The organism is Streptomyces sp. NRRL B-1140, from assembly GCF_001280065.1.
Taxonomy (GTDB): domain Bacteria; phylum Actinomycetota; class Actinomycetes; order Streptomycetales; family Streptomycetaceae; genus Streptomyces.
In genome coordinates this window covers 39,004-61,483 of the sequence record NZ_LGEA01000136.1, presented here as the reverse complement: position 1 = coordinate 61,483, position 22,480 = coordinate 39,004, and the positions used below count along the sequence as shown (strand labels likewise).

23 protein-coding genes are annotated in these 22,480 nt (G+C 67.2%); 2 read left to right on the top strand and 21 right to left on the bottom strand.

The genetic code is table 11. The annotated features are described in order from the left end of the window. Window positions 1–126: 126 nt before the first annotated feature. From rpsQ to ADK65_RS32090, 14 genes are all read right to left on the bottom strand, one after another. The gene (gene rpsQ / locus ADK65_RS32155; RefSeq protein ID WP_030839660.1) at window positions 127–414 is read right to left on the bottom strand and encodes a 30S ribosomal protein S17; all 288 of its coding nucleotides are present in this window, start codon (window positions 412–414) and stop codon (window positions 127–129) included. After that, window positions 414–638 carry a 50S ribosomal protein L29 gene (gene rpmC / locus ADK65_RS32150; protein WP_003974259.1) on the bottom strand — a complete coding sequence of 75 codons (225 nt, stop codon included), beginning with the start codon at window positions 636–638 and terminating at the stop codon, window positions 414–416. Before rpmC ends, rpsQ begins: the two co-directional genes overlap by 1 nt. Further along, window positions 638–1,057 (bottom strand): 50S ribosomal protein L16, encoded by a 420-nt coding sequence (gene rplP, locus ADK65_RS32145; protein ID WP_003992362.1) that lies wholly within the window; start codon window positions 1,055–1,057, stop codon window positions 638–640. The genes rpmC and rplP overlap by 1 nt, the downstream gene beginning before the upstream one ends. Window positions 1,058–1,062: 5 nt before the next feature. Continuing rightward, window positions 1,063–1,890 (bottom strand): 30S ribosomal protein S3, encoded by an 828-nt coding sequence (rpsC, locus tag ADK65_RS32140; protein WP_053674522.1) that lies wholly within the window; start codon window positions 1,888–1,890, stop codon window positions 1,063–1,065. Then, window positions 1,890–2,237 (bottom strand): 50S ribosomal protein L22, encoded by a 348-nt coding sequence (gene rplV, locus ADK65_RS32135; protein WP_053674521.1) that lies wholly within the window; start codon window positions 2,235–2,237, stop codon window positions 1,890–1,892. Before rplV ends, rpsC begins: the two co-directional genes overlap by 1 nt. Before the next feature lie 42 nt (window positions 2,238–2,279). Then, window positions 2,280–2,561, bottom strand: coding sequence for a 30S ribosomal protein S19 (rpsS, locus tag ADK65_RS32130; protein ID WP_003992359.1), 282 nt, complete (start codon window positions 2,559–2,561; stop codon window positions 2,280–2,282). A 12-nt stretch (window positions 2,562–2,573) separates the two neighbouring features. Continuing rightward, entirely contained in the window at window positions 2,574–3,410 is an 837-nt protein-coding gene (gene rplB / locus ADK65_RS32125) for a 50S ribosomal protein L2 (RefSeq protein ID WP_053674520.1), read from the bottom strand. A gap of 40 nt (window positions 3,411–3,450) precedes the next feature. Next, a complete protein-coding gene (gene rplW, locus ADK65_RS32120) occupies window positions 3,451–3,870 on the bottom strand; it encodes a 50S ribosomal protein L23 (protein WP_030839674.1) in 420 nt (139 codons plus the stop codon). Next, on the bottom strand, window positions 3,870–4,526 hold the full coding sequence (rplD, locus tag ADK65_RS32115) for a 50S ribosomal protein L4 (protein ID WP_053674519.1): 657 nt from the start codon (window positions 4,524–4,526) through the stop codon (window positions 3,870–3,872). Before rplD ends, rplW begins: the two co-directional genes overlap by 1 nt. Window positions 4,527–4,534: 8 nt before the next feature. After that, window positions 4,535–5,179, bottom strand: coding sequence for a 50S ribosomal protein L3 (gene rplC / locus ADK65_RS32110; RefSeq protein ID WP_033308969.1), 645 nt, complete (start codon window positions 5,177–5,179; stop codon window positions 4,535–4,537). A gap of 17 nt (window positions 5,180–5,196) precedes the next feature. Further along, window positions 5,197–5,505 (bottom strand): 30S ribosomal protein S10, encoded by a 309-nt coding sequence (rpsJ, locus tag ADK65_RS32105; RefSeq protein WP_003948644.1) that lies wholly within the window; start codon window positions 5,503–5,505, stop codon window positions 5,197–5,199. A gap of 413 nt (window positions 5,506–5,918) precedes the next feature. Next, the gene (locus tag ADK65_RS32100; protein WP_053674518.1) at window positions 5,919–6,281 is read right to left on the bottom strand and encodes a hypothetical protein; all 363 of its coding nucleotides are present in this window, start codon (window positions 6,279–6,281) and stop codon (window positions 5,919–5,921) included. A 208-nt stretch (window positions 6,282–6,489) separates the two neighbouring features. After that, window positions 6,490–6,693 (bottom strand): DUF397 domain-containing protein, encoded by a 204-nt coding sequence (locus ADK65_RS32095; RefSeq protein WP_053674517.1) that lies wholly within the window; start codon window positions 6,691–6,693, stop codon window positions 6,490–6,492. After that, window positions 6,690–7,565, bottom strand: coding sequence for a helix-turn-helix domain-containing protein (locus ADK65_RS32090; RefSeq protein WP_053674516.1), 876 nt, complete (start codon window positions 7,563–7,565; stop codon window positions 6,690–6,692). Before ADK65_RS32090 ends, ADK65_RS32095 begins: the two co-directional genes overlap by 4 nt. A gap of 155 nt (window positions 7,566–7,720) precedes the next feature. Between ADK65_RS32090 and ADK65_RS32085 the strand changes: the two genes are divergently transcribed. Further along, entirely contained in the window at window positions 7,721–8,131 is a 411-nt protein-coding gene (locus ADK65_RS32085; protein WP_053674515.1) for an ATP-binding protein, read from the top strand. A gap of 53 nt (window positions 8,132–8,184) precedes the next feature. Then, window positions 8,185–9,204 carry a hypothetical protein gene (locus ADK65_RS32080; protein WP_053674514.1) on the top strand — a complete coding sequence of 340 codons (1,020 nt, stop codon included), beginning with the start codon at window positions 8,185–8,187 and terminating at the stop codon, window positions 9,202–9,204. Between the two features lie 96 nt (window positions 9,205–9,300). On the opposite strand, the gene tuf is transcribed toward ADK65_RS32080, so the two are convergent. From tuf to rpoB, 7 genes are all read right to left on the bottom strand, one after another. After that, entirely contained in the window at window positions 9,301–10,494 is a 1,194-nt protein-coding gene (tuf, locus tag ADK65_RS32075; protein ID WP_030233924.1) for an elongation factor Tu, read from the bottom strand. Between the two features lie 157 nt (window positions 10,495–10,651). Beyond that, entirely contained in the window at window positions 10,652–12,778 is a 2,127-nt protein-coding gene (gene fusA / locus ADK65_RS32070) for an elongation factor G (protein WP_053674513.1), read from the bottom strand. 39 nt (window positions 12,779–12,817) lie between these two features. Further along, the gene (rpsG, locus tag ADK65_RS32065) at window positions 12,818–13,288 is read right to left on the bottom strand and encodes a 30S ribosomal protein S7 (protein ID WP_003992340.1); all 471 of its coding nucleotides are present in this window, start codon (window positions 13,286–13,288) and stop codon (window positions 12,818–12,820) included. A 2-nt stretch (window positions 13,289–13,290) separates the two neighbouring features. Continuing rightward, the gene (gene rpsL, locus ADK65_RS32060) at window positions 13,291–13,662 is read right to left on the bottom strand and encodes a 30S ribosomal protein S12 (protein ID WP_003948652.1); all 372 of its coding nucleotides are present in this window, start codon (window positions 13,660–13,662) and stop codon (window positions 13,291–13,293) included. A gap of 319 nt (window positions 13,663–13,981) precedes the next feature. Beyond that, complete coding sequence (locus tag ADK65_RS32055) at window positions 13,982–14,512, bottom strand: DUF1707 and DUF4190 domain-containing protein (RefSeq protein ID WP_053674512.1); 531 nt, start codon at window positions 14,510–14,512, stop codon at window positions 13,982–13,984. Between the two features lie 274 nt (window positions 14,513–14,786). Beyond that, window positions 14,787–18,683, bottom strand: a complete 3,897-nt coding sequence (locus ADK65_RS32050; protein WP_053674511.1) for a DNA-directed RNA polymerase subunit beta' — start codon at window positions 18,681–18,683, stop codon at window positions 14,787–14,789. 94 nt (window positions 18,684–18,777) lie between these two features. Next, window positions 18,778–22,263, bottom strand: a complete 3,486-nt coding sequence (gene rpoB, locus ADK65_RS32045; protein WP_053674510.1) for a DNA-directed RNA polymerase subunit beta — start codon at window positions 22,261–22,263, stop codon at window positions 18,778–18,780. Window positions 22,264–22,480: the final 217 nt, after the last annotated feature.

The following is a 22,480-nucleotide window of genomic DNA, read 5'->3' as shown; positions in this document are numbered from 1 at the left end:
TCTCCTGATTGTCTGCCGGTTCCCGGGGCGGAGCGCATGACGCTCCCCGCCCCGAGCCTGGCGGAACGATTCCTAGGGAGTCCCCCTAGGAGGGATGTGCTTGCCTTCGGAATTCCCTCGCGGGAATTACTTGGCCTTCTCGAGGATCTCGACGACGCGCCAGCGCTTCGTCGCGGACAGCGGCCGGGTCTCCATGAGGAGGACGCGGTCGCCGACACCCGCGGCGTTCTGCTCGTCGTGGGCCTTGAGCTTGCTCGTACGGCGGATGACCTTGCCGTACAGCGCGTGCTTGACGCGGTCCTCGACGGCGACGACGACGGTCTTGTCCATCTTGTCGCTGACGACCAGACCCTCACGGGTCTTGCGGAAACCGCGGTCCGTCTTGGTCTCTTCAGTCACGTTGCTCTCGCTCATCAGGCGCTCTCCACCGTCTCGATGCCCAGCTCGCGCTCACGCATCAGGGTGTAGATCCGCGCGATGTCCTTACGGACGGCCTTGAGCCGGCCGTGGTTCTCGAGCTGACCAGTCGCCGCCTGGAAGCGGAGGTTGAACAGCTCTTCCTTGGCCTCGCGAAGCTTCGCGAGAAGCTCCTCGTTGCCCAGCTCGCGCAGCTCAGACGCCTTGGTACCGGCCGACATCACGCTTCACCTGCCTCGCGCTTAACGATCTTGCACTTCATCGGCAGCTTGTGAGCCGCACGGGTCAGAGCCTCGCGCGCGATCTTCTCGTTGGGGTACGACAGCTCGAACATCACACGTCCGGGCTTGACGTTGGCGATCCACCACTCAGGAGAACCCTTACCGGAACCCATGCGGGTCTCGGCGGGCTTCTTGGTGAGGGGGCGGTCCGGGTAGATGTTGATCCAGACCTTGCCGCCACGCTTGATGTGGCGGGTCATCGCGATACGAGCCGCCTCGATCTGGCGGTTCGTCACGTAGGCCGGGGTCAGCGCCTGGATGCCGTACTCGCCGAACGCAACCTGCGTGCCACCCTTGGACATGCCGTTGCGCTTGGGGTGGTGCTGCTTGCGGTGCTTGACCCTACGGGGGATCAGCATGACGGTCAGGCCTCCGTTCCGGTGCTCTCAGCCGGAGCGGCGGCGGGAGCCTCAGCCTTGGGGGCCTCGGTGCCTGCAGCCTGCTGCGGCTTACGACCGCGCCCGCCACGCTCGCCACCGCGGCCACCACGGGCCGGGCGGTCGGCGCCACCGCGGGCCGGGCGGTTACCCGCACGGGCAGCGGCGTTCTCGGCGCGGACCTCGGCGATGTTCTTGACGTCGCCCTTGTAGATCCAGACCTTCACGCCGATGCGGCCGAAGGTCGTCTTGGCCTCGAAGAAGCCGTAGTCCACGTTCGCGCGGAGCGTGTGCAGGGGCACACGGCCCTCGCGGTAGAACTCCGAGCGGGACATCTCGGCGCCACCGAGGCGGCCACCGCACTGGATCTTGATGCCCTTGGCGCCGGCCTTCATCGCCGACTGCATGCTCTTACGCATGGCGCGGCGGAAGGAGACGCGGGAGGAGAGCTGCTCGGCGACGGCCTGGGCAACCAGCTGAGCGTCGGTCTCGGGGTTCTTGACCTCGAGGATGTTCAGCTGGACCTGCTTGCCCGTGAGCTTCTCGAGGTCACCGCGGATGCGGTCGGCCTCGGCGCCACGGCGGCCGATGACGATGCCCGGACGAGCGGTGTGGATGTCCACACGCACGCGGTCACGGGTGCGCTCGATCTCGACCTTGGAGATGCCGGCGCGCTCCATGCCGGACGTCATCATCCGACGGATGGCGACGTCTTCCTTGACGTAGTCCTTGTACAGCTTGTCGGCGTACCAACGCGACTTGAAGTCGGTCGTGACACCGAGCCGGAACCCGTGCGGGTTTACCTTCTGGCCCATTACCGGGTTCCTTCCTTGCTGCTGACGACCACGGTGATGTGGCTGGTCCGCTTGCGGATCCGGTAGGCACGGCCCTGGGCGCGCGGCCGGAACCGCTTCAGGGTCGGGCCCTCGTCGACGTAGGCCTCGGAGACGAAGAGGCTGTCGACATCGGTGTGGTCGTAGTTGTGCGCGGCGTTGGCGATGGCGCTGTCCAGCACCTTGCCGACCGGCTGGCTCGCGGCCTGCGGGGCGAAACGCAGGACCGCCTGAGCCTCCGTGGCGTCGAGGCCACGGATGAGGTCCACCACGCGGCGGGCCTTCATGGGCGTGACGCGGATGTACCGCGCCTGGGCCCTGGCTTCCATGGTTGTCCTTCCAGTGTCTGTCATGGTCATTCCACCCCGCGCTTAGCGGCGCTTCGACTTCCGGTCGTCCTTGACGTGACCCCGGAAGGTGCGCGTCGGCGAGAACTCGCCGAGCTTGTGGCCGACCATCGACTCGGTGACGAACACCGGAATGTGGGTCTTGCCGTTGTGCACCGCGAGCGTGTGGCCGAGCATGGCCGGCACGATCATGGAGCGACGGGACCAGGTCTTGATGACGTTCTTGGTGCCGGCTTCGTTCTGGGCGTCCACCTTCTTGATCAGGTGGTCGTCGACGAAGGGCCCCTTCTTCAAGCTACGAGGCATCTCAACCCGTCCTTAGCGCTTCTTGTTCGTCTTGCGGCGGCGGACGATGTACTTGTTCGACGCCTTCTTGGGCGAACGAGTACGGCCTTCCTTCTTGCCCCAGGGGGACACCGGGTGGCGACCACCCGAGGTACGGCCTTCGCCACCACCGTGCGGGTGGTCCACGGGGTTCATGACCACACCACGCACGGTCGGGCGAACGCCCAGCCAGCGCTTACGGCCCGCCTTACCCCAGTTGATGTTGCTCTGCTCGGCGTTGCCGACCTCGCCGACCGTGGCGCGGCAGCGCTGGTCGACCAGGCGGATCTCACCGGACGGCATGCGGAGGTGGGCCATCGAGCCCTCCTTCGCGAGCAGCTGCACCGAGGCGCCGGCGGAGCGGGCGAACTTCGCGCCGCCGCCCGGACGCAGCTCGATGGCGTGCAGCGTGGTACCGACCGGGATGTTACGCAGGGCAAGGTTGTTGCCCGGCTTGATGTCGGCCCCGGGACCGTTCTCGACGCGGTCGCCCTGGTTCAGGCCACGCGGCGCGAGGATGTAGCGCTTCTCGCCGTCCGCGTAGTGCAGGAGCGCGATGCGCGCGGTGCGGTTGGGGTCGTACTCGATGTGCGCGACCTTCGCCGGCACGCCGTCCTTGTCGTGACGACGGAAGTCGATCACGCGGTAGGCGCGCTTGTGGCCACCGCCCTGGTGGCGGACGGTCACACGACCGGAGTTGTTACGGCCACCCTTGCTGTGCAGGGGGCGGACCAACGACTTCTCCGGCGTGGACCGCGTGACCTCGACGAAGTCGGCGACGCTGGAGCCACGACGGCCCGGCGTAGTCGGCTTGTACTTGCGGATTCCCATTTCTCAGTCCTCGTCCGATATCGGACGATCCGGACCGCCCTTAGGCGGTCGGACCGCCGAAGATGTCGATACGGTCGCCCTCAGCGAGGGTCACGATCGCGCGCTTGGTGGACGCGCGCTGGCCGAAGCCGGTGCGGGTCCGCTTGCGCTTGCCCTGGCGGTTGATCGTGTTGACCCCGGTGACCTTGACCGAGAAGACCGCCTGGACGGCCTGCTTGATCTGGGTCTTGTTGGCGCTCGGGTCCACGACGAACGTGTACTTGCCCTCGTCGAGGAGCGCGTAGCTCTTCTCGGAGACGACCGGCTTGAGCAGCACGTCACGGGGGTCCGTGAAGGACTTGCTCAGCGGGGTCTCGACGGTGTTCTTGCCCTCCGTCGCGTGGCGACGGGCCTTGGCGACGCGAGCGGCCTTGGCCTTCTTCGCCGCCTTGGAGGCGATAGCGGGGTGACGGATAGCCATCAGGCCTCGCTCCCTTCGGTGTCATTGGCCTTCGGGCCGGACACGAAGGACTCGAAGGCGGCCTGGGTGAAGACCACGTCGTCCGAGACGAGAACGTCGTACGTGTTCAGCTGGCCCGGCTCCAGGATGTGGATCTGGGGCAGGTTGCGGGCGGACAGCCACGCGGCCTCGTCGGCGCGGTCGACGACCAGGAGCAGGTTCTTGCGCTCCGAGATCTTGCCGAACAGCGTCCTGGCGGCCTTCGTCGACGGGTTGTCACCCTCGACGACGCCGGAGACGACGTGGATGCGGTTGTGGCGGGCCCGGTCGGTGAGGGCGTGACGCAGCGCGGCAGCCTTCATCTTCTTCGGGGTCCGCTGCGAGTAGTCACGCGGCACGGGACCGTGCACGACGCCACCACCGGCGAACTGCGGCGCGCGGGTCGAACCCTGACGGGCGCGACCGGTGCCCTTCTGGCGGTACGGCTTCTTGCCACCGCCGCGGACCTCGCCACGGGTCTTGGTCTTGTGCGTGCCCTGACGGGCCGCGGCCAGCTGCGCGACGACGACCTGGTGGATCAGCGGGATGCTGACCTTCTCGACGTCGAAGATCTCCGCGGGGAGCTCGACGGAACCGGCCTTGTCGCCCGCCGGCGAAAGGATGTCAACAGTGCTCATCGGTTACCTCAGGCCCCCTTGGCCGCGGTGCGGACCAGGACGAGGCCGCCGTTCGGACCGGGGACAGCGCCCTTGATGAGCAGCAGACCCTTCTCCGCGTCAACGGCGTGGACGGTCAGGTTCTGGGTGGTGACCCGCTCGTTGCCCATGCGACCCGCCATGCGGAGGCCCTTGAACACACGGCCCGGGGTGGCGCAGCCACCGATGGAACCGGGCGAGCGGTGCTTGCGCTGGGTGCCGTGTCCGGCGCCGAGGCCCTTGAAGTTGTGACGCTTCATGACACCGGCGAAGCCCTTGCCCTTGCTCTTGCCGGTCACGTCGACCTTGATGCCGGCCTCGAACACCTCGGCGGTGATCTCCTGGCCGAGGGTGTACTCGCTGGCGTCAGCGGTACGGATCTCGACGAGGTGGCGGCGGGGAGTGACGTCGGCCTTGGCGAAGTGGCCCTTGAGGGGCTTGTTCACCTTGCGCGGGTCGATCTCGCCGAACGCGATCTGGACGGACTCGTAGCCGTCGACGTCGTTCGTGCGGACCTGGGTGACGACGTTGGGGCCGGCCTTGACGACGGTGACCGGAACAACGCGGTTGTTCGCGTCCCACACCTGCGTCATGCCGAGCTTCTCGCCCAGGATGCCCTTGATCTGCTTAGCCATTCTCAGATCACCGGCCTTCAGAGCTTGATCTCGATGTCGACACCGGCCGGGAGGTCGAGTCGCATCAGAGAGTCAACGGTCTTGGGGGTCGGGTCGAGGATGTCGATCAGGCGCTTGTGCGTGCGCATCTCGAAGTGCTCGCGCGAGTCCTTGTACTTGTGCGGCGACTTGATGACGCAGTACACGTTCTTCTCAGTGGGCAGCGGCACCGGGCCCGCGACCGACGCACCAGTGCGGGTCACCGTCTCGACGATCTTCTTCGCCGAGGAGTCGATGACCTCGTGGTCGTAGGCCTTGAGCCGGATGCGGATCTTCTGTCCCGCCATGGCTACTCAGTAGTCCTGTCTCTCTTACGCTCTGGAACCCGGCGGATTCCTTCTGCTGCCTTCGTTTCTCCGACCCACGCGGTCGGGCGTGTCGCACTGCCGCTGACACAGATGTCCCTTGTTCGAACATCCCTGCTGGGAATGCACACGGCCCTTCCGGAACCGCAGACCGGGGGCGAAGGCCCGCCGGGTGCCTGGCCAGTGCCGCACCGCACTTCCCGAAAGATTCCCGTACGTCCGCCCCAGCGCTGCCTTACGGCAGTTAGGGCGACGAGTACTGTGGGACTCGCTTCCGGTCCCCCCGGCGGGAGGCGCGCAGCATCAACACTCGACCGAGCAACTCGGACAGTCTGCCATATGGGGCGGGGGCTACGCCAATCGAGCCGGAGAGAATACCCCGGGGGTGACGTAGGTCAAACCCACGGCAGGACCGCCCCGGGCCCCGCCCCCTGCAGGAGCCGCTCCAGCTCTGCGTGGTAGGCCCGGTAGCCGGCCTTCCCCCACTCGGGTGCGTCGGACGCCGGGCGCTGGATGCCGGCCAGGTGGACGACGCGCCACATGCGATGGACGCCGGCGGGGGTGATCCCGGCACGGCCCGGTTCGGCGAGGCCACAAGCGGCACGGAGGATCTCCGCGATCCCGGCGGCTCCCTCACCCGCCTCGGTGCCGGCGATGAGGGCGGCGGCGACCAGGGCCTGAAGCAGCCGGGTCAGCTGAAGATCTGCACCGATACGGCACATGCGCCGCATCAGCTCGGGCTCCTCCAGCCGCTCCACGGGGTCGGGGACGCCGGCAGCGCGCCCGGAACCACCCGCCCCGGGCCGGCACACCCGCCCCGAGCCCATCCGGGTCGTACCGGCGTCCGGGCCCCGCTACACCGGCCCCATCGCCGTACTGACCAGTGCACGCCCGTCAGCGCCGGTGGGTCCTTCTGAACCGGAGCTCGGCGTTCGACCGCGCGGTGAGCGTCCTTCGGAACGACGGCTAGACGGAGGCCACGAACCCGACCCAGGCCTCCGGCGTGAGCGCGAGCCGGGGGCCCTGGGTGGCGTGCTTCGAGTCGCGGACGTGAACAGTGTGGGGAGCCAGGGCGATCTCGACGCATGAGTTGCCGTCAGGGCCACTGCTGTAGCTGCTCTTGAACCACGCCAGTTCGGAGGCGTCCCCGACAGAGGACTTGCGGATCATGTCTCTCCCAGCAGTTGCTCAATGAAGGCCAGCGACTCCCGTGGGGGAAGGGCCTGAGCTCGGATGGTGCCATACCGCAGTTCGAGGATCCGGATCTGTTTCGGGTCAGTGATCGGTCGGCCATTGAAGGCACCATCGGACCGGCCCACCGCAGTGCCGTCCCCGAACTTCAGCACCTCGATCCTCCCGTTCAGACCGGGATGGGCCTCGCTGCTCGTCGGCATCACCTGAAGCCTGACGCTACGCAACCGCCCCACCTCCAGCAGGCGCTCAAGCTGCTGACGCCAGACCATTGTGCCTCCGACCGGGCGGCGCAGCGTAGCTTCCTCCTGGACGAAGCTCAGCGACGGCGCCGGCGACCGCTCGAATACGGACTGCCGAGCCATGCGCGCAGCCACCAGACGCTCCACCTCGTCCGGTGAGTACGCGGGCTGCCACGACTCGAACAACGCCCGCGCGTGCTCGGGTGTCTGCAACAGCCCGTTGACGCTGCTGCACTCATACACCCCGATCTCCACCGCCTGCCCCTCCAACTTGGCAAGCTCCCGCACCTTCTTGGGATACCGAACCCTCTTCACGTCCTCCCAGGCCGCCGCGATCAGCCCGCCCGCCCCCAGCACCTCATCCGCCCTGACCAGATAGTCCTGCCGGGGAATCCGCTTTCCGCCCTCGATCTTGTAGACCATGTCCTCGCCGTAGCCGACCGCCGTCCCGAACTCGCCGGCCCGCATCCCCACTGCCTCCCGCCGCAGCTTCAGCTGCCGCCCCACCGTGGCGATGACCGCGACGCCCCACTCGTCGTCCGGGTCCACCTCCCAACCCGGCTCGTCCGCCGCGCCCTTGAGCCGCCCCGAGTCCGCCTCGACCGTCATCCCGCACCCTTCCGCCGCCGTACGACCACGCCCAGCGCCCTACCCGTACGCCCGGCCCCGACAGCCCGGACAACGCCGGACAAGCTCCGGACAGTCACCGTACGCACTCGATGAGTCACTGTTCACGGTAGGCGCGGACAGCCACGCTGGGTGACGTGAAGCAGACCTCCGCCGAACTCCGCACCCGCATTCGCGACTTCAGCCTCCAGCTCTCCGCCACCCCGCGCGGCGCCCGTCTGGCCCGTCTCCTCGCCACCGAACAACTGCGCTCCTGGGGAATCCCGCTGGACCCGGCACGGCAGATCATCGCGGAGCTGTCGACCAATGCGGCGACCCACGGCCGAACCCCCGGCCGCGACTTCCGCCTGCTCCTCTACGTCGTCGCCGACACCCTCCGCATCGAGGTGACGGACACCCGCGGCGACTGCTTGCCGAGTCCACAACTCCCCGACACCGAGGACGAGCCGGGCCGCGGCCTTCTTCTCGTCGAGGCGCTCGCCGACCGCTGGGGCGTCACCCCGGGCCTGCCGCCCCGCAAGACCGTCTGGGCCGAACTCGACCTGTAGCCGGGCAGGGCCAGAAGGTCGGAGACGCCGGGCCGGCCCTAGGCTCCTTGCCCATGGCTCGTACTACTCCACCCCGCCCTGTCGACGTCACAGTGCTCTTCCCCGAGCTCGCGCCCCTCGCCCGGACCACGGTCCGGCTCCACCCCCGCGCCGGCGAGCCCACCACAGCCGACAGTTCGATCGGCGGACCCCTGCTGTGGCCGGCCGACGAGCCGTGGCCGACCTGCCCCGAGCACGTCGGCCCCTGGCACCGCGGTCTCGTCCCGGCCGATGTCCGGCTCCGTCGCCGGATCCTCGCGGAAGCCTGGGCCCGCCCGCGCGCGGAGGGGACCGAGCTGCTGACCCCCGACGAGCGGATGATCGTCGACCGGGCGACAAGCCCGGCCCGCATACCGCAGGACGGGCCGGTTCCGATGGTGGCCGTGGCCCAGCTCCACGCCTCCGACATCCCGGGCCTGCCCTGCCCTGACGGCACCGACCTGCTCCAGGTGCTGTGGTGCCCCTTCGACCACGACCCGGACCACCTGCCGCGCACAGAGCTGCGCTGGCGCACCGCCGACGACGTCACCTCGCCCCTGGCCCAGCCCCCTCGGCCGGCCGTCATCGGCAGTGACTACTACCTCCCCGAGCCGTGCGTCCTGCACCCCGAGCCGGTCACGGAGTTCCCGGCGCCGCACGAGCTGCCCGAAGAACTCGCCGAGCGGATCAGCGCCTGGGAGGAGCAGAACGAGGAGGAGGCCGAAGAGGACGATTCCGTCGTCTGCTACCAGTACGACCTCGCGGTCGCGCCCGGCAACAAGGTCGGCGGTCACGCCCCTTGGAGCTTCTCCGACCCCTTCCCCATGTCCTGCCACGAGTGCGGCTCGGGCGTCCGCCCTCTGCTCACGGTCGACGGCGTCGAATGGGACGGAGGCAGTGGGAGCTGGCGCCCGCTGGAGGACGCCGGCTGGACCGGCCACCACACCGACGGCCCGGCCTGTGCCACTCACCTCAACGTCGGGCGTGGCTACTGCTTGCAGGTGTACGTCTGCACTGCCTCGTACGACCATCCGCATCTACAGAACATGCAGTGACCATTCCCGGGCACGGCAAAGGGGCCCGCACGACCGAAGTCGTACGGGCCCCTTCGAGCCACTCAGGTCAGTAGACCCTCAAGCCAGTCCGAAGACTCACTTGTTGATCTTGGTGACCTGGCCGGCGCCCACGGTCCGGCCACCCTCACGGATGGCGAACTTCAGGCCCTCCTCCATGGCGACGGGCTGGATGAGCTCCACCTTCATCTCGGTGTTGTCACCCGGCATGACCATCTCGGTGCCCTCGGGGAGGGTCACCACGCCGGTCACGTCCGTCGTACGGAAGTAGAACTGCGGGCGGTAGTTGTTGAAGAACGGCGTGTGGCGGCCACCCTCGTCCTTGGACAGGATGTAGGCCTGCGCCTCGAACTCGGTGTGCGGGGTGACCGAGCCCGGCTTGATGATGACCTGGCCGCGCTCGACGTCCTCGCGCTTGATGCCGCGGAGGAGCAGACCGACGTTCTCACCGGCCTGGCCCTCGTCGAGGAGCTTCCGGAACATCTCGATGCCGGTGACCGTGGTGGTGGTCTTCTCCTGCTTGATGCCGATGATGTCGACGGTCTCGTTGACCTTCAGGACACCACGCTCGATACGGCCGGTGACGACCGTACCGCGACCGGTGATCGTGAAGACGTCCTCGATCGGCATGAGGAACGGCTTGTCGACGTCACGCTCGGGCTCGGGGATCGCCGTGTCGACGGCGTTCATGAGCTCGAGAACCGAGTTGCCCCACTCCTTGTCGCCCTCGAGGGCCTTCAGAGCGGAGACCTTGACGACGGGAACGTCGTCGCCCGGGAACTCGTACTCGGAGAGGAGCTCACGGACCTCGAGCTCGACGAGCTCCAGGATCTCCTCGTCGTCCACCATGTCGGCCTTGTTCAGGGCGACGACGATGTACGGAACGCCGACCTGGCGGGCCAGGAGCACGTGCTCCTTGGTCTGCGGCATCGGGCCGTCGGTGGCGGCGACCACGAGGATGGCGCCGTCCATCTGCGCCGCACCCGTGATCATGTTCTTGATGTAGTCCGCGTGACCGGGGCAGTCGACGTGGGCGTAGTGACGCGTCTCGGTCTGGTACTCGACGTGCGCGATGGAGATGGTGATACCGCGCTGGCGCTCCTCAGGAGCCTTGTCGATCTGGTCGAAGGCCGAGGCCTCGTTCAGGTCCGGGTACGCGTCGTGCAGCACCTTGGTAATGGCGGCCGTGAGGGTCGTCTTACCGTGGTCGATGTGACCGATGGTGCCGATGTTGACGTGCGGCTTAGTCCGCTCGAACTTCGCCTTCGCCACTGGGGTCCTCCTGTGGAGTGGTTCTGGTACGCCTTACTCATCGGCGCCAGGTGATCTTTGCTGGATGGCCCGGATCCCCGGGGCATTCCCTCCGCTGTTGCGGCGGAATGCCCCACGAGGCTCCGGAGTCAAGCCTACGGCGTGTAGACGCGGTGCGTTACTCGCCCTTGGCCTTCGCGATGATCTCCTCGGCGACGTTCCGCGGAACCTCGGCGTAGGAGTCGAACTGCATGGAGTAGCTCGCACGGCCGGACGTCTTGCTGCGCAGGTCGCCGACGTAGCCGAACATCTCCGAGAGGGGCACGAGGCCCTTCACGACGCGGGCACCGGCCCGCTCCTCCATGGCCTGGATCTGGCCACGGCGGGAGTTGATGTCGCCGATGACCTCACCCATGTAGTCCTCGGGCGTGGTGACCTCGACGGCCATCATCGGCTCGAGCAGCACGGGGCTGGCCTTGCGCGCGGCCTCCTTGAAGGCCTGCGAGCCGGCGATCTTGAACGCGAGCTCGGAGGAGTCCACCTCGTGGTAGGCACCGTCGAGCAGCGTCACGCGCACACCGGTCATCTCGTAACCGGCGAGGATGCCGAACTGCATGGCCTCCTGCGCACCGGCGTCCACCGAAGGGATGTACTCCTTCGGCACACGGCCACCGGTCACCTTGTTGATGAACTCGTACGAGGCGTCGCCACCCTCGATCGGCTCGATCGCGATGATGACGCGAGCGAACTGGCCGGTACCACCCGTCTGCTTCTTGTGGGTGAACTCGACCTTCTCGACGGCCTTGCGGATCGTCTCGCGGTACGCGACCTGCGGCTTGCCGACGTTGGCCTCGACCTTGAACTCGCGCTTCATGCGGTCCACGAGCACCTCGAGGTGAAGCTCGCCCATACCGCCGATGACGGTCTGGCCGGTCTCCTCGTTGGTGTGCACCTGGAAGGAGGGGTCCTCCTCGGCCAGGCGCTGGATCGCGACGCCGAGCTTCTCCTGGTCGCCCTTCGACTTGGGCTCGATGGCGACCTCGATGACCGGCGCCGGGAAGTCCATGGACTCCAGGATGACCGGGTTCTTCTCGTCCGCCAGCGTCTCACCGGTGGTGGTCTGCTTCAGGCCCATGACGGCGACGATGTCGCCGGCGCCCACCGACTCGATCTCCTCACGCTTGTTGGCGTGCATGCGGTAGATCTTGCCGATGCGCTCCTTGCGGCCCTTCACCGAGTTCAGCACGGCCGTGCCGGAGTGCAGGCGCCCGGAGTACACGCGGACGAAGGTGAGCTTGCCGAGGTGCGGGTCGCTCATGATCTTGAACGCGAGCGCGGCGAGGGGCTCCTCGTCCGACGGCTTGCGCACGACGACCTGCTCCGGGTCCTTGACGTCGTGACCCTCGATGGCCTCGACGTCGAGCGGGGTGGGCAGGTAGCGCACGACCGCGTCGAGCAGGGGCTGAACGCCCTTGTTCTTGAACGCGGTGCCGCAGAACACGGGGGTGACGGTCGTGCCGCCGCCCTTGCCGGACGCGATGGTGATGCGACGGATCGCGGCGTAGAGCTGCTCCACGGTGGGCTCGGTGCCCTCCAGGTACAGCTCCATCAGCTCTTCGTCGTTCTCGGCGACGGCCTCGAGCAGCTTGCCGCGGTACTCCTCGGCAGCCTCGGCGTGGGTGTCCGGGATGTCGACGGTGTCGTACATCTCGCCCTTGGTCGCCTCGGCCGACCAGACCAGGGCCTTCATCGTCACGAGGTCGATGACGCCCTTGAAGTCCGCCTCGGCACCGATCGGCAGCTGCATGACCAGCGGCTGCGCGCCCAGGCGGTCCGAGATCATGTCCACGCAGCGGTGGAACTCGGCGCCGGTACGGTCCAGCTTGTTGACGAAGCAGATACGCGGCACGCCGTAGCGGTCGGCCTGACGCCACACCGTCTCGGACTGCGGCTCGACACCGGCGACACCGTCGAACACCGTCACGGCACCGTCGAGCACGCGCAGGGAGCGCTCCACCTCGACGGTGAAGTCGACGTGACCCGGGGTGTCGATGATGTTGATGGTGTAGTCGTTGTCCTCGAGCGGCCAGTGACAGGTGGTCGCAGCAGACGTGATCGTGATGCCACGCTCCTGCTCCTGCTCCATCCAGTCCATCGTGGCAGCGCCGTCGTGGACCTCACCGATCTTGTAAGACACACCGGTGTAGAACAGGATCCGCTCGGTGGTGGTCGTCTTGCCCGCGTCGATGTGGGCCATGATCCCGATGTTGCGGACCTTGGCCAGGTCAAGTGAAGTGGTAGCCATAAGGCTTCAGTCTTCTCTCGGTCTCGATGTGGGTAGCGACTACCAGCGGTAGTGCGCGAAGGCCTTGTTGGACTCGGCCATCTTGTGGGTGTCCTCGCGCTTCTTCACAGCGGCACCGAGGCCGTTGGAGGCGTCGAGAAGCTCGTTGAGCAGACGCTCGGTCATGGTCTTCTCGCGACGGGCGCGGGAGTAACCGACCAGCCAGCGCAGCGCGAGCGTGTTGGCGCGACCGGGCTTGACCTCGATCGGAACCTGGTACGTCGCACCACCGACACGGCGGGACTTGACCTCGAGGGTCGGCTTGATGTTCTCCAGCGCGCGCTTCAGCGTGATGATCGGGTCGTTGCCCGTCTTCTCACGCAGACCTTCCATGGCGCCGTAGACGATGCGCTCGGCGGTGGAGCGCTTGCCGTTCAGCAGCACCTTGTTGATGAGCGACGTCACCAGAGGAGAACCGTAGACCGGGTCGATGATGACCGGGCGCTTCGGGGCGGGGCCCTTACGAGGCATTCTTACTTCTCCTTCTTGGCGCCGTAGCGGGAACGGGCCTGCTTGCGGTTCTTGACACCCTGGGTGTCGAGGGAGCCACGGATGATCTTGTAGCGAACACCCGGCAGGTCCTTCACACGGCCGCCGCGCACGAGCACGATGGAGTGCTCCTGCAGGTTGTGTCCCTCACCCGGAATGTAAGCGGTGACCTCGATCCCGCTGGTCAGACGCACACGCGCGACCTTACGCAGGGCCGAGTTCGGCTTCTTCGGGGTGGTCGTGAACACACGCGTGCAGACGCCCCGGCGCTGAGGGGAACCCTCGAGTGCGGGCGTCTTGTTCTTCTCGACCTTGTCCTGCCGGCCCTTGCGGACCAGCTGCTGGATCGTAGGCACTACTTCTCCGGTTTCTGTGTGCCGAATGGTGAAGCTAACCTGGAACGTCGCCGACCCACGCGGTCGGGTGTGTCGAACCCGCGGACTCCCGCCGCGAGGCAGAAACAGCGCAGATTACGGTGGCCGGTGTCGGCTCGCCGTGCGGTTCATGGCACACACGCGAGCCAGGGCACACCCCAGGCACAAGGTCTGAGCGTACCTACCGCATTCGCTGCGGTCAAAACAAATGGGCACCGCCCGCATCGCCATGCGGGACATGTCAAGCCCCCCGGCCGTTACCGATCTTCAATTCGACGGCGACTGTCCGTTTTGCATACTTTCACGATGCTACGACGGACACCACCGTGAGCAACACCAGTACGAGTGCCCAGCCCGCCGTGGACAACCACCCGAGCACGAGGCCGGTCAGGGCGAGCCCGTCCCCCAGCTCACCCCGGCTGCGGATCTCGGCCCGGGCCACATGACCCAGCACGACGGCCGGGATCCCGGTCAGCCCCATGGTCGGCACGCACAGCAGCCCGCACACCCCGGCCGCCACGGCCTTGCCGTTGGTCCGCGCACGCGGCACGGGCATGAACGTCGCCGGCACGGGCGCGACGGAGGCCGGCTGCGGCAGCGGCCCCTGCGGCAGGTCCGCGACGAGCAGCGCCAGTTCCCCCACGGTCCGCGCCGCGTACGCCCGCCCCACCCGCTGCTCGAACTCCCCCTGCTCCATCCGCCCCTCGCCGTACCCGGCTCTGAGCACGTCCACGGCCCGCTCCCGATCGGCGTGCGACGCCAGCATCGACGGGCCACCGGAGCCCTGCCAGGGCTGCCACGGCTGCCAGGACGAGTAGGGCGACTGCGACACGGAGCACCTCCCCGAGGGGCCGGAGTCCTTCCATGATGCGCCGAAGCGGAGGTTCCGGCACCGGTGCGTCCGGGGCGGGGCGGCTCATGTCGGCCAGACAGCCGACTCAGGCGCTCCCACGCGCGGCCGCGCCCCGGATTCCCCGCCGCGTCCGCACGCCCGCAGACGGCCGGTGAGACGGCGTCGGAGCCCTTCGGCGCTCGCACGCCGGGACCGGGAACGCCGAAGGGCGGCCACCCCGCAGGGTGACCGCCCTTCGACTCAAGCGACTCGCTTACTGGTTGTACGGACCGTAGTCGTAGTCCTCCAGCGGAACGGCCTGGCCGGAGCCCGTGCCGAACGGCGAGTAGTCGATGTCGTCGTAGCCGACGGCCGAGTACATCGCGGCCTTGGCCTCCTCGGTCGGCTCGACCCGGATGTTGCGGTAGCGGGACAGGCCCGTACCGGCCGGGATGAGCTTACCGATGATGACGTTCTCCTTGAGGCCGATGAGGCTGTCGGACTTGGCGTTGATCGCCGCGTCCGTCAGGACTCGGGTCGTCTCCTGGAAGGAGGCGGCCGACAGCCAGGATTCCGTCGCCAGCGAGGCCTTGGTGATACCCATCAGCTGCGGACGGCCCGAAGCCGGGTGACCGCCCTCCTGGACCACACGACGGTTCTCGGTCTCGAACTTCGAGCGCTCGACCAGCTCGCCGGGCAGCAGCTCGGCGTCGCCGGACTCGATGATCGTCACGCGGCGCAGCATCTGCCGGATGATGATCTCGATGTGCTTGTCGTGGATCGACACACCCTGCGAGTTGTAGACCTTCTGGACCTCGCCGACCAGGTGGACCTGGACGGCACGCTGGCCCAGGATGCGCAGCACGTCATGCGGGTTGGTGGCACCCACGGTGAGCTTCTGGCCCACCTCGACGTGCTCGCCCTCGCTGACCAGGAGACGGGCACGCTTGGAGATCGGGAACGCCGTCTCGTCGCTGCCGTCGTCCGGGGTGACGACGATCTTCTTGGTCTTCTCGGTCTCCTCGATCCGCACGCGGCCCTGGGCCTCGGAGATCGGGGCGACACCCTTCGGGGTACGGGCCTCGAAGAGCTCGACGACACGCGGCAGACCCTGGGTGATGTCGTCACCGGCCACACCACCGGTGTGGAAGGTACGCATCGTCAGCTGGGTGCCGGGCTCACCGATGGACTGGGCGGCGATGATGCCGACCGCCTCACCGATGTCGACCAGCTTGCCGGTGGCCAGCGAACGGCCGTAGCACATCGCGCAGGTGCCGACGGCGGACTCGCAGGTCAGGACCGAGCGGGTCTTGACCTCCTCGACGCCGCGCTGCACGAGCTCCTCGATGAGGACGTCGCCGAGGTCGGTACCGGCCGGGGCCAGCACCTGTCCGTCGACCACGATGTCCTCGGCGAGGCAGCGCGCGTACACGGACGTCTCGACGTCCTCCGTCTTGACCAGACCGGCCTCGGTGCGGTCGGCGATCTTCAGACGCAGACCGCGCTCGGTGCCGCAGTCCTCCTCGCGAATGATGACGTCCTGGGAGACGTCGACCAGACGACGCGTGAGGTAACCCGAGTCGGCGGTACGCAGAGCGGTGTCCGCCAGACCCTTACGGGCACCGTGCGTGGAGATGAAGTACTCCAGCACGGACAGGCCCTCACGGAAGGACGCCTTGATCGGACGCGGGATCGTCTCGTTCTTCGCGTTCGACACCAGACCACGCATACCGGCGATCTGACGCATCTGCATCATGTTGCCTCGTGCACCCGAGTTCACCATCATGAAGATCGGGTTGGTCTTCGGGAAGTTGTCGTTCATCGCCTCGGCGACCTCGTTGGTCGCCTTGGTCCAGATCGCGATGAGCTCCTGCGTGCGCTCGTCCTTGGTGATCAGACCGCGCTCGTACTGCTTCTGGACCTTCTCGTCCTGCGCCTCGTAACCGCGGACGATCTCCTTCTTCGCCTCGGGAACGACGACGTCGGAGATGGCGACGGTGACGCCGGAACGGGTGGCCCAGTAGAAGCCGGCCGCCTTCAGGTTGTCGAGCGTCGCCGCCACGATGACCTTCGGGTAGCGCTCGGCGAGGTCGTTGACGATCTCGGAGAGCTGCTTCTTGCCGACCTCGTAGTCGACGAACGGGTAGTCCTCGGGCAGCAGCTCGTTGAAGAGCGCACGGCCCAGGGTGGTGTTCAGCCGGAAGCTGTCACCCTGCTGCCACTCGGGCTCGCCCTCCTCGCGCGCCGGCGGGGTCCAGCCGCGCGGCGGGATGGTGCCGACCGGGAAGCGGACGTCGATCTTCGACTGGAGCGACAGCTCGCCCGCGTCGAAGGCCATGATCGCCTCGGCGACCGAGGCGAAGGAACGGCCCTCGCCCTTGAGGTCGCGCATCTCGCCGTCGGTGGTGAGGAAGAACAGACCGAGGACCATGTCCTGGGTCGGCATCGTCACCGGGCGGCCGTCGGCCGGCTTGAGGATGTTGTTCGAGGACAGCATCAGGATGCGGGCCTCGGCCTGCGCCTCCGCGGACAGCGGCAGGTGCACGGCCATCTGGTCACCGTCGAAGTCCGCGTTGAACGCGGTGCAGACGAGCGGGTGGATCTGGATGGCCTTGCCCTCGACCAGCTGCGGCTCGAAGGCCTGGATGCCGAGGCGGTGCAGCGTGGGCGCACGGTTCAGCAGAACCGGGTGCTCCGCGATGACCTCTTCCAGCACGTCGTACACGACCGTGCGGCCGCGCTCGACCATGCGCTTGGCGCTCTTGATGTTCTGCGCGTGGTTCAGGTCGACCAAGCGCTTCATCACGAACGGCTTGAAGAGCTCCAGCGCCATCGCCTTCGGCAGACCGCACTGGTGCAGCTTGAGCTGCGGACCGACGACGATCACGGAACGCGCGGAGTAGTCCACACGCTTACCGAGCAGGTTCTGACGGAAGCGGCCCTGCTTACCCTTCAGCATGTCGCTGAGGGACTTCAGCGGGCGGTTACCGGGACCGGTGACCGGACGGCCACGGCGGCCGTTGTCGAACAGCGCGTCCACGGCCTCCTGGAGCATGCGCTTCTCGTTGTTCACGATGATCTCGGGCGCACCGAGGTCGAGAAGGCGCTTCAGGCGGTTGTTGCGGTTGATCACACGGCGGTACAGGTCGTTCAGGTCGGAGGTCGCGAAGCGGCCACCGTCCAGCTGCACCATCGGACGCAGGTCCGGCGGGATGACCGGCACGCAGTCGAGCACCATGCCCTTGGGGCTGTTGCTGGTCTGCAGGAACGCGGAGACGACCTTCAGGCGCTTGAGCGCACGGGTCTTCTTCTGGCCCTTGCCGGTGCGGATGATCTCGCGGAGCTTCTCGGCCTCCTCGTCGAGGTCGAAGGACTCCAGGCGCTTCTGCAGCGCCGCGGCACCCATCGAGCCGTCGAAGTACGTGCCGAAGCGGTCACGCAGCTCGCGGTAGAGCAGCTCGTCGCCCTCCAGGTCCTGGACCTTGAGGTTCTTGAAGCGGTTCCACACCTCGTCGAGGCGGTCGATCTCGCGCTGCGCGCGGTCGCGCAGCTGCTTCATCTCGCGCTCGGCACCCTCGCGCACCTTGCGGCGCACGTCCGCCTTGGCGCCCTCGGCCTCCAGCTCGGCCAGGTCGGTCTCGAGCTTCTTGGCGCGGGCCTCCAGGTCGGCGTCGCGGCGCTGCTCGATCTGCTGGCGCTCGACGGAGACGTGGGCCTCCAGCGAGGGCAGGTCGCGCGTGCGGCGCTCCTCGTCGACGTACGTGATCATGTACGCCGCGAAGTAGATGACCTTCTCGAGGTCCTTGGGAGCCAGGTCGAGCAGGTAGCCCAGACGGCTCGGGACGCCCTTGAAGTACCAGATGTGCGTGACGGGGGCGGCCAGCTCGATGTGGCCCATCCGCTCACGGCGCACCTTGGCGCGGGTGACCTCGACGCCACACCGCTCACAGATGATGCCCTTGAAGCGGACACGCTTGTACTTGCCGCAGTAGCACTCCCAGTCCCGGGTCGGACCGAAGATCTTCTCGCAGAAGAGTCCGTCCTTTTCGGGCTTGAGCGTGCGGTAGTTGATCGTCTCGGGCTTCTTGACCTCGCCGTGGCTCCACTGACGGATGTCGTCAGCGGTGGCCAGACCGATCCGGAGCTCGTCGAAGAAGTTGACGTCGAGCACTATGCGTCAATCCCTCTCAGGGTTGTAAGTCATGGGGTCTGATACGGGGGTCCTGGGGCCGGCGGCCTTCATGACGAAGGCCGCCGGACTCCCGTCAGACCTCTTCGACGCTGCTCGGCTCACGCCGGGACAGGTCGATGCCAAGCTCCTCCGCAGCGCGGAAGACGTCCTCGTCGGTGTCGCGCATCTCGATGGACATGCCGTCCGAGGACAGCACCTCCACGTTGAGGCACAGGGACTGCATCTCCTTGATGAGCACCTTGAAGGACTCGGGGATGCCGGGCTCGGGGATGTTCTCGCCCTTGACGATGGCCTCGTAGACCTTCACGCGGCCGGTCACGTCGTCGGACTTGATGGTCAGCAGCTCCTGGAGGGCGTACGCGGCGCCGTAAGCCTCCAGCGCCCACACCTCCATCTCACCGAAGCGCTGGCCACCGAACTGGGCCTTACCACCCAGCGGCTGCTGGGTGATCATCGAGTACGGACCGGTCGACCGGGCGTGCAGCTTGTCGTCGACCAGGTGGTGCAGCTTGAGGATGTACATGTAGCCGACCGAGATCGGCTCCGGGAACGGCTCGCCGGAGCGGCCGTCGAACAGCGGCGCCTTGCCGGTCGGGAGCACCATGCGCTCGCCGTCGCGGTTGGGGATGGTGTGGTTCAGCAGACCGGCCAGCTCGTCCTCACGCGCACCGTCGAAGACGGGGGTGGCGACGTTGGTGCCCGGTGCGACCTGGTCGGCCTCGATGGCCTGCAGGCGCTGCGCCCAGTCGTCCGCGAGGCCGGAGACGTCCCAGCCGCGGCTGGCGAGCCAGCCGAGGTGGATCTCCAGGACCTGACCCGGGTTCATTCGGGACGGCACACCGAGCGGGTTGAGGATGATGTCGACCGGGGTGCCGTCCTCCAGGAACGGCATGTCCTCGATCGGCAGGATCTTCGAGATGACGCCCTTGTTGCCGTGACGGCCGGCGAGCTTGTCACCGTCGGTGATCTTGCGCTTCTGCGCGACGTACACGCGCACCAGCTGGTTCACACCGGGGGGAAGCTCGTCGCCCTCCTCGCGGTCGAAGACGCGGACGCCGATGACCTTGCCGATCTCGCCGTGCGGCACCTTCAGCGAGGTGTCACGGACCTCACGGGCCTTCTCACCGAAGATCGCGCGCAGCAGGCGCTCCTCGGGCGTCAGCTCGGTCTCACCCTTGGGCGTGACCTTGCCGACGAGGATGTCACCGGCGACGACCTCGGCACCGATGCGGATGATGCCGCGCTCGTCGAGGTCGGCGAGGACCTCCTCGGAGACGTTCGGGATGTCCCGGGTGATCTCCTCGGGGCCGAGCTTGGTGTCACGGGCGTCGACCTCGTGCTCCTCGATGTGGATCGAGGAGAGGACGTCGTCCTGCACGAGGCGCTGCGACAGGATGATCGCGTCCTCGTAGTTGTGACCCTCCCACGGCATGAACGCCACGAGCAGGTTCTTGCCCAGCGCCATCTCGCCGTTCTCGGTGGCCGGACCGTCGGCCAGGACCTGGCCCTCGATGATCCGGTCGCCCTCGTTGACGATGACCTTCTGGTTGACCGAGGTGCCCTGGTTGGAACGGGCGAACTTGGCCAGGCGGTACGTGATGTACGTGCCGTCGTCGTTGGCGGTGGTGATGTAGTCCGCGGAGACCTCCTGGACCACACCGGGCTTCTCGGCCTTGACCACGTCGCCGGCGTCGACCGCGGAGCGGTACTCCATGCCGGTGCCGACGAGCGGGGCCTCGGACTTAATCAGCGGCACGGCCTGACGCATCATGTTCGCGCCCATGAGGGCACGGTTGGCGTCGTCGTGCTCGAGGAAGGGGATCATGGCGGTCGCGACCGACACCATCTGGCGCGGCGAGACGTCCATGTAGTCCACGTCCTCGCCACCGACGTAGTCGACCTCGCCGCCCTTGCGGCGGACCAGCACGCGGGCCTCGGCGAAGCGGAGGTCGTCGGTGAGCGGCGCGTTGGCCTGCGCGATGACGAAGCGGTCTTCCTCGTCGGCGGTCAGGTAGTCGACCTCGTCGGTGACCTGGCCCTCGAACACCTTGCGGTACGGGGTCTCGACGAAACCGAACGCGTTGACCCGGCCGTAGGAGGCGAGCGAGCCGATCAGACCGATGTTCGGGCCTTCGGGCGTCTCGATCGGGCACATGCGGCCGTAGTGCGAGGGGTGCACGTCACGGACCTCGAAGCCGGCCCGCTCACGGGAGAGACCACCCGGGCCAAGAGCCGACAGGCGGCGCTTGTGGGTGAGACCCGACAGCGGGTTGTTCTGGTCCATGAACTGCGACAGCTGGCTGGTGCCGAAGAACTCCTTGATGGAGGCGACGACCGGCCGGATGTTGATCAGGGTCTGCGGCGTGATCGCCTCGACGTCCTGGGTCGTCATCCGCTCGCGGACGACACGCTCCATACGCGCCAGACCCGTACGGACCTGGTTCTGGATGAGCTCGCCGACGCTGCGCAGGCGGCGGTTGCCGAAGTGGTCGATGTCGTCGGTCTCGACGACGATGTTCGTACCGCTGTCGCCGACCGTCTCGGTCTCGCCCGCGTGCAGCTTCACCAGGTACTTGATCGTCGAGATGATGTCCTCGACGGTCAGGATGCCCGCGTCCAGCGGAGCGTCCGCGCCCAGCTTCTTGTTGACCTTGTAGCGGCCGACCTTGGCCAGGTCGTAGCGCTTGGGGTTGAAGTAGAGGTTCTCCAGCAGCGTCTGCGCGGCCTCACGCGTGGGGGGCTCGCCCGGACGCAGCTTGCGGTAGATGTCGAGCAGCGCGTCGTCCTGGCCCTGGGTGTGGTCCTTCTCCAGGGTGGCGCGCATGGACTCGTACTCGCCGAACTCCTCGAGGATCTGCTCGGTGGTCCAGCCGAGCGCCTTGAGCAGGACGGTGACGGACTGCTTGCGCTTGCGGTCGATGCGCACACCGACCATGTCGCGCTTGTCGATCTCCATCTCCAGCCAGGCACCCCGGGAGGGGATGATCTTGGCGGAGAAGATGTCCTTGTCGGACGTCTTGTCGATGGAGGAGTCGAAGTAGACACCGGGCGAACGGACGAGCTGCGACACCACGACACGCTCGGTGCCGTTGATGACGAAGGTGCCCTTGTTCGTCATGAGCGGGAAGTCGCCCATGAAGACCGTCTGGGACTTGATCTCGCCGGTCTCGTTGTTCGTGAACTCGGCAGTGACGAAGAGCGGGGCCGCGTACGTGAAGTCGCGGTCCTTGCACTCGTCGATGGAGTTCTTCGGCGGCTCGAAGCGGTGGTCGCGGAAGGTCAGCGACATCGACCCGCTGAAGTCCTCGATCGGGGAGATCTCCTCGAAGATCTCCTCGAGCCCGGACTTGGTGGGGACGTCCTGACCGTTCTCGAGAGCCTCCTCGACCCGACTCTGCCAGGCGGTGTTGCCGAGGAGCCAGTCGAAGCTCTCGGTCTGCAGCGCGAGCAGGTTCGGAACCTCAAGAGGCTCCTTGATCTTTGCAAAAGAGATGCGCAGCGGGGCAGTGCTGGCGGCGTTGTTCGTATTCGCGGTCGAGGCGTTGCGCGAGGCGGCCAAGAGGGGGTCCTTCCGAGGGCTCGGACTCACTACGCGCGTACCGGCCCCTCTCCCGTACACGGAGACAAGCTGTGCCTTGAGGGCCGAAAGGCCAGGTCAGGCATGTCTTGTCATCGATGCTCGGGCGAGGGCAGACCCCTGGTGACGGGCAGGGGACAGCTAACAGGCAGCGCAAAGGGTCAGTGTAGCCACTTGGCACACTGATGTCCAGTGCGGG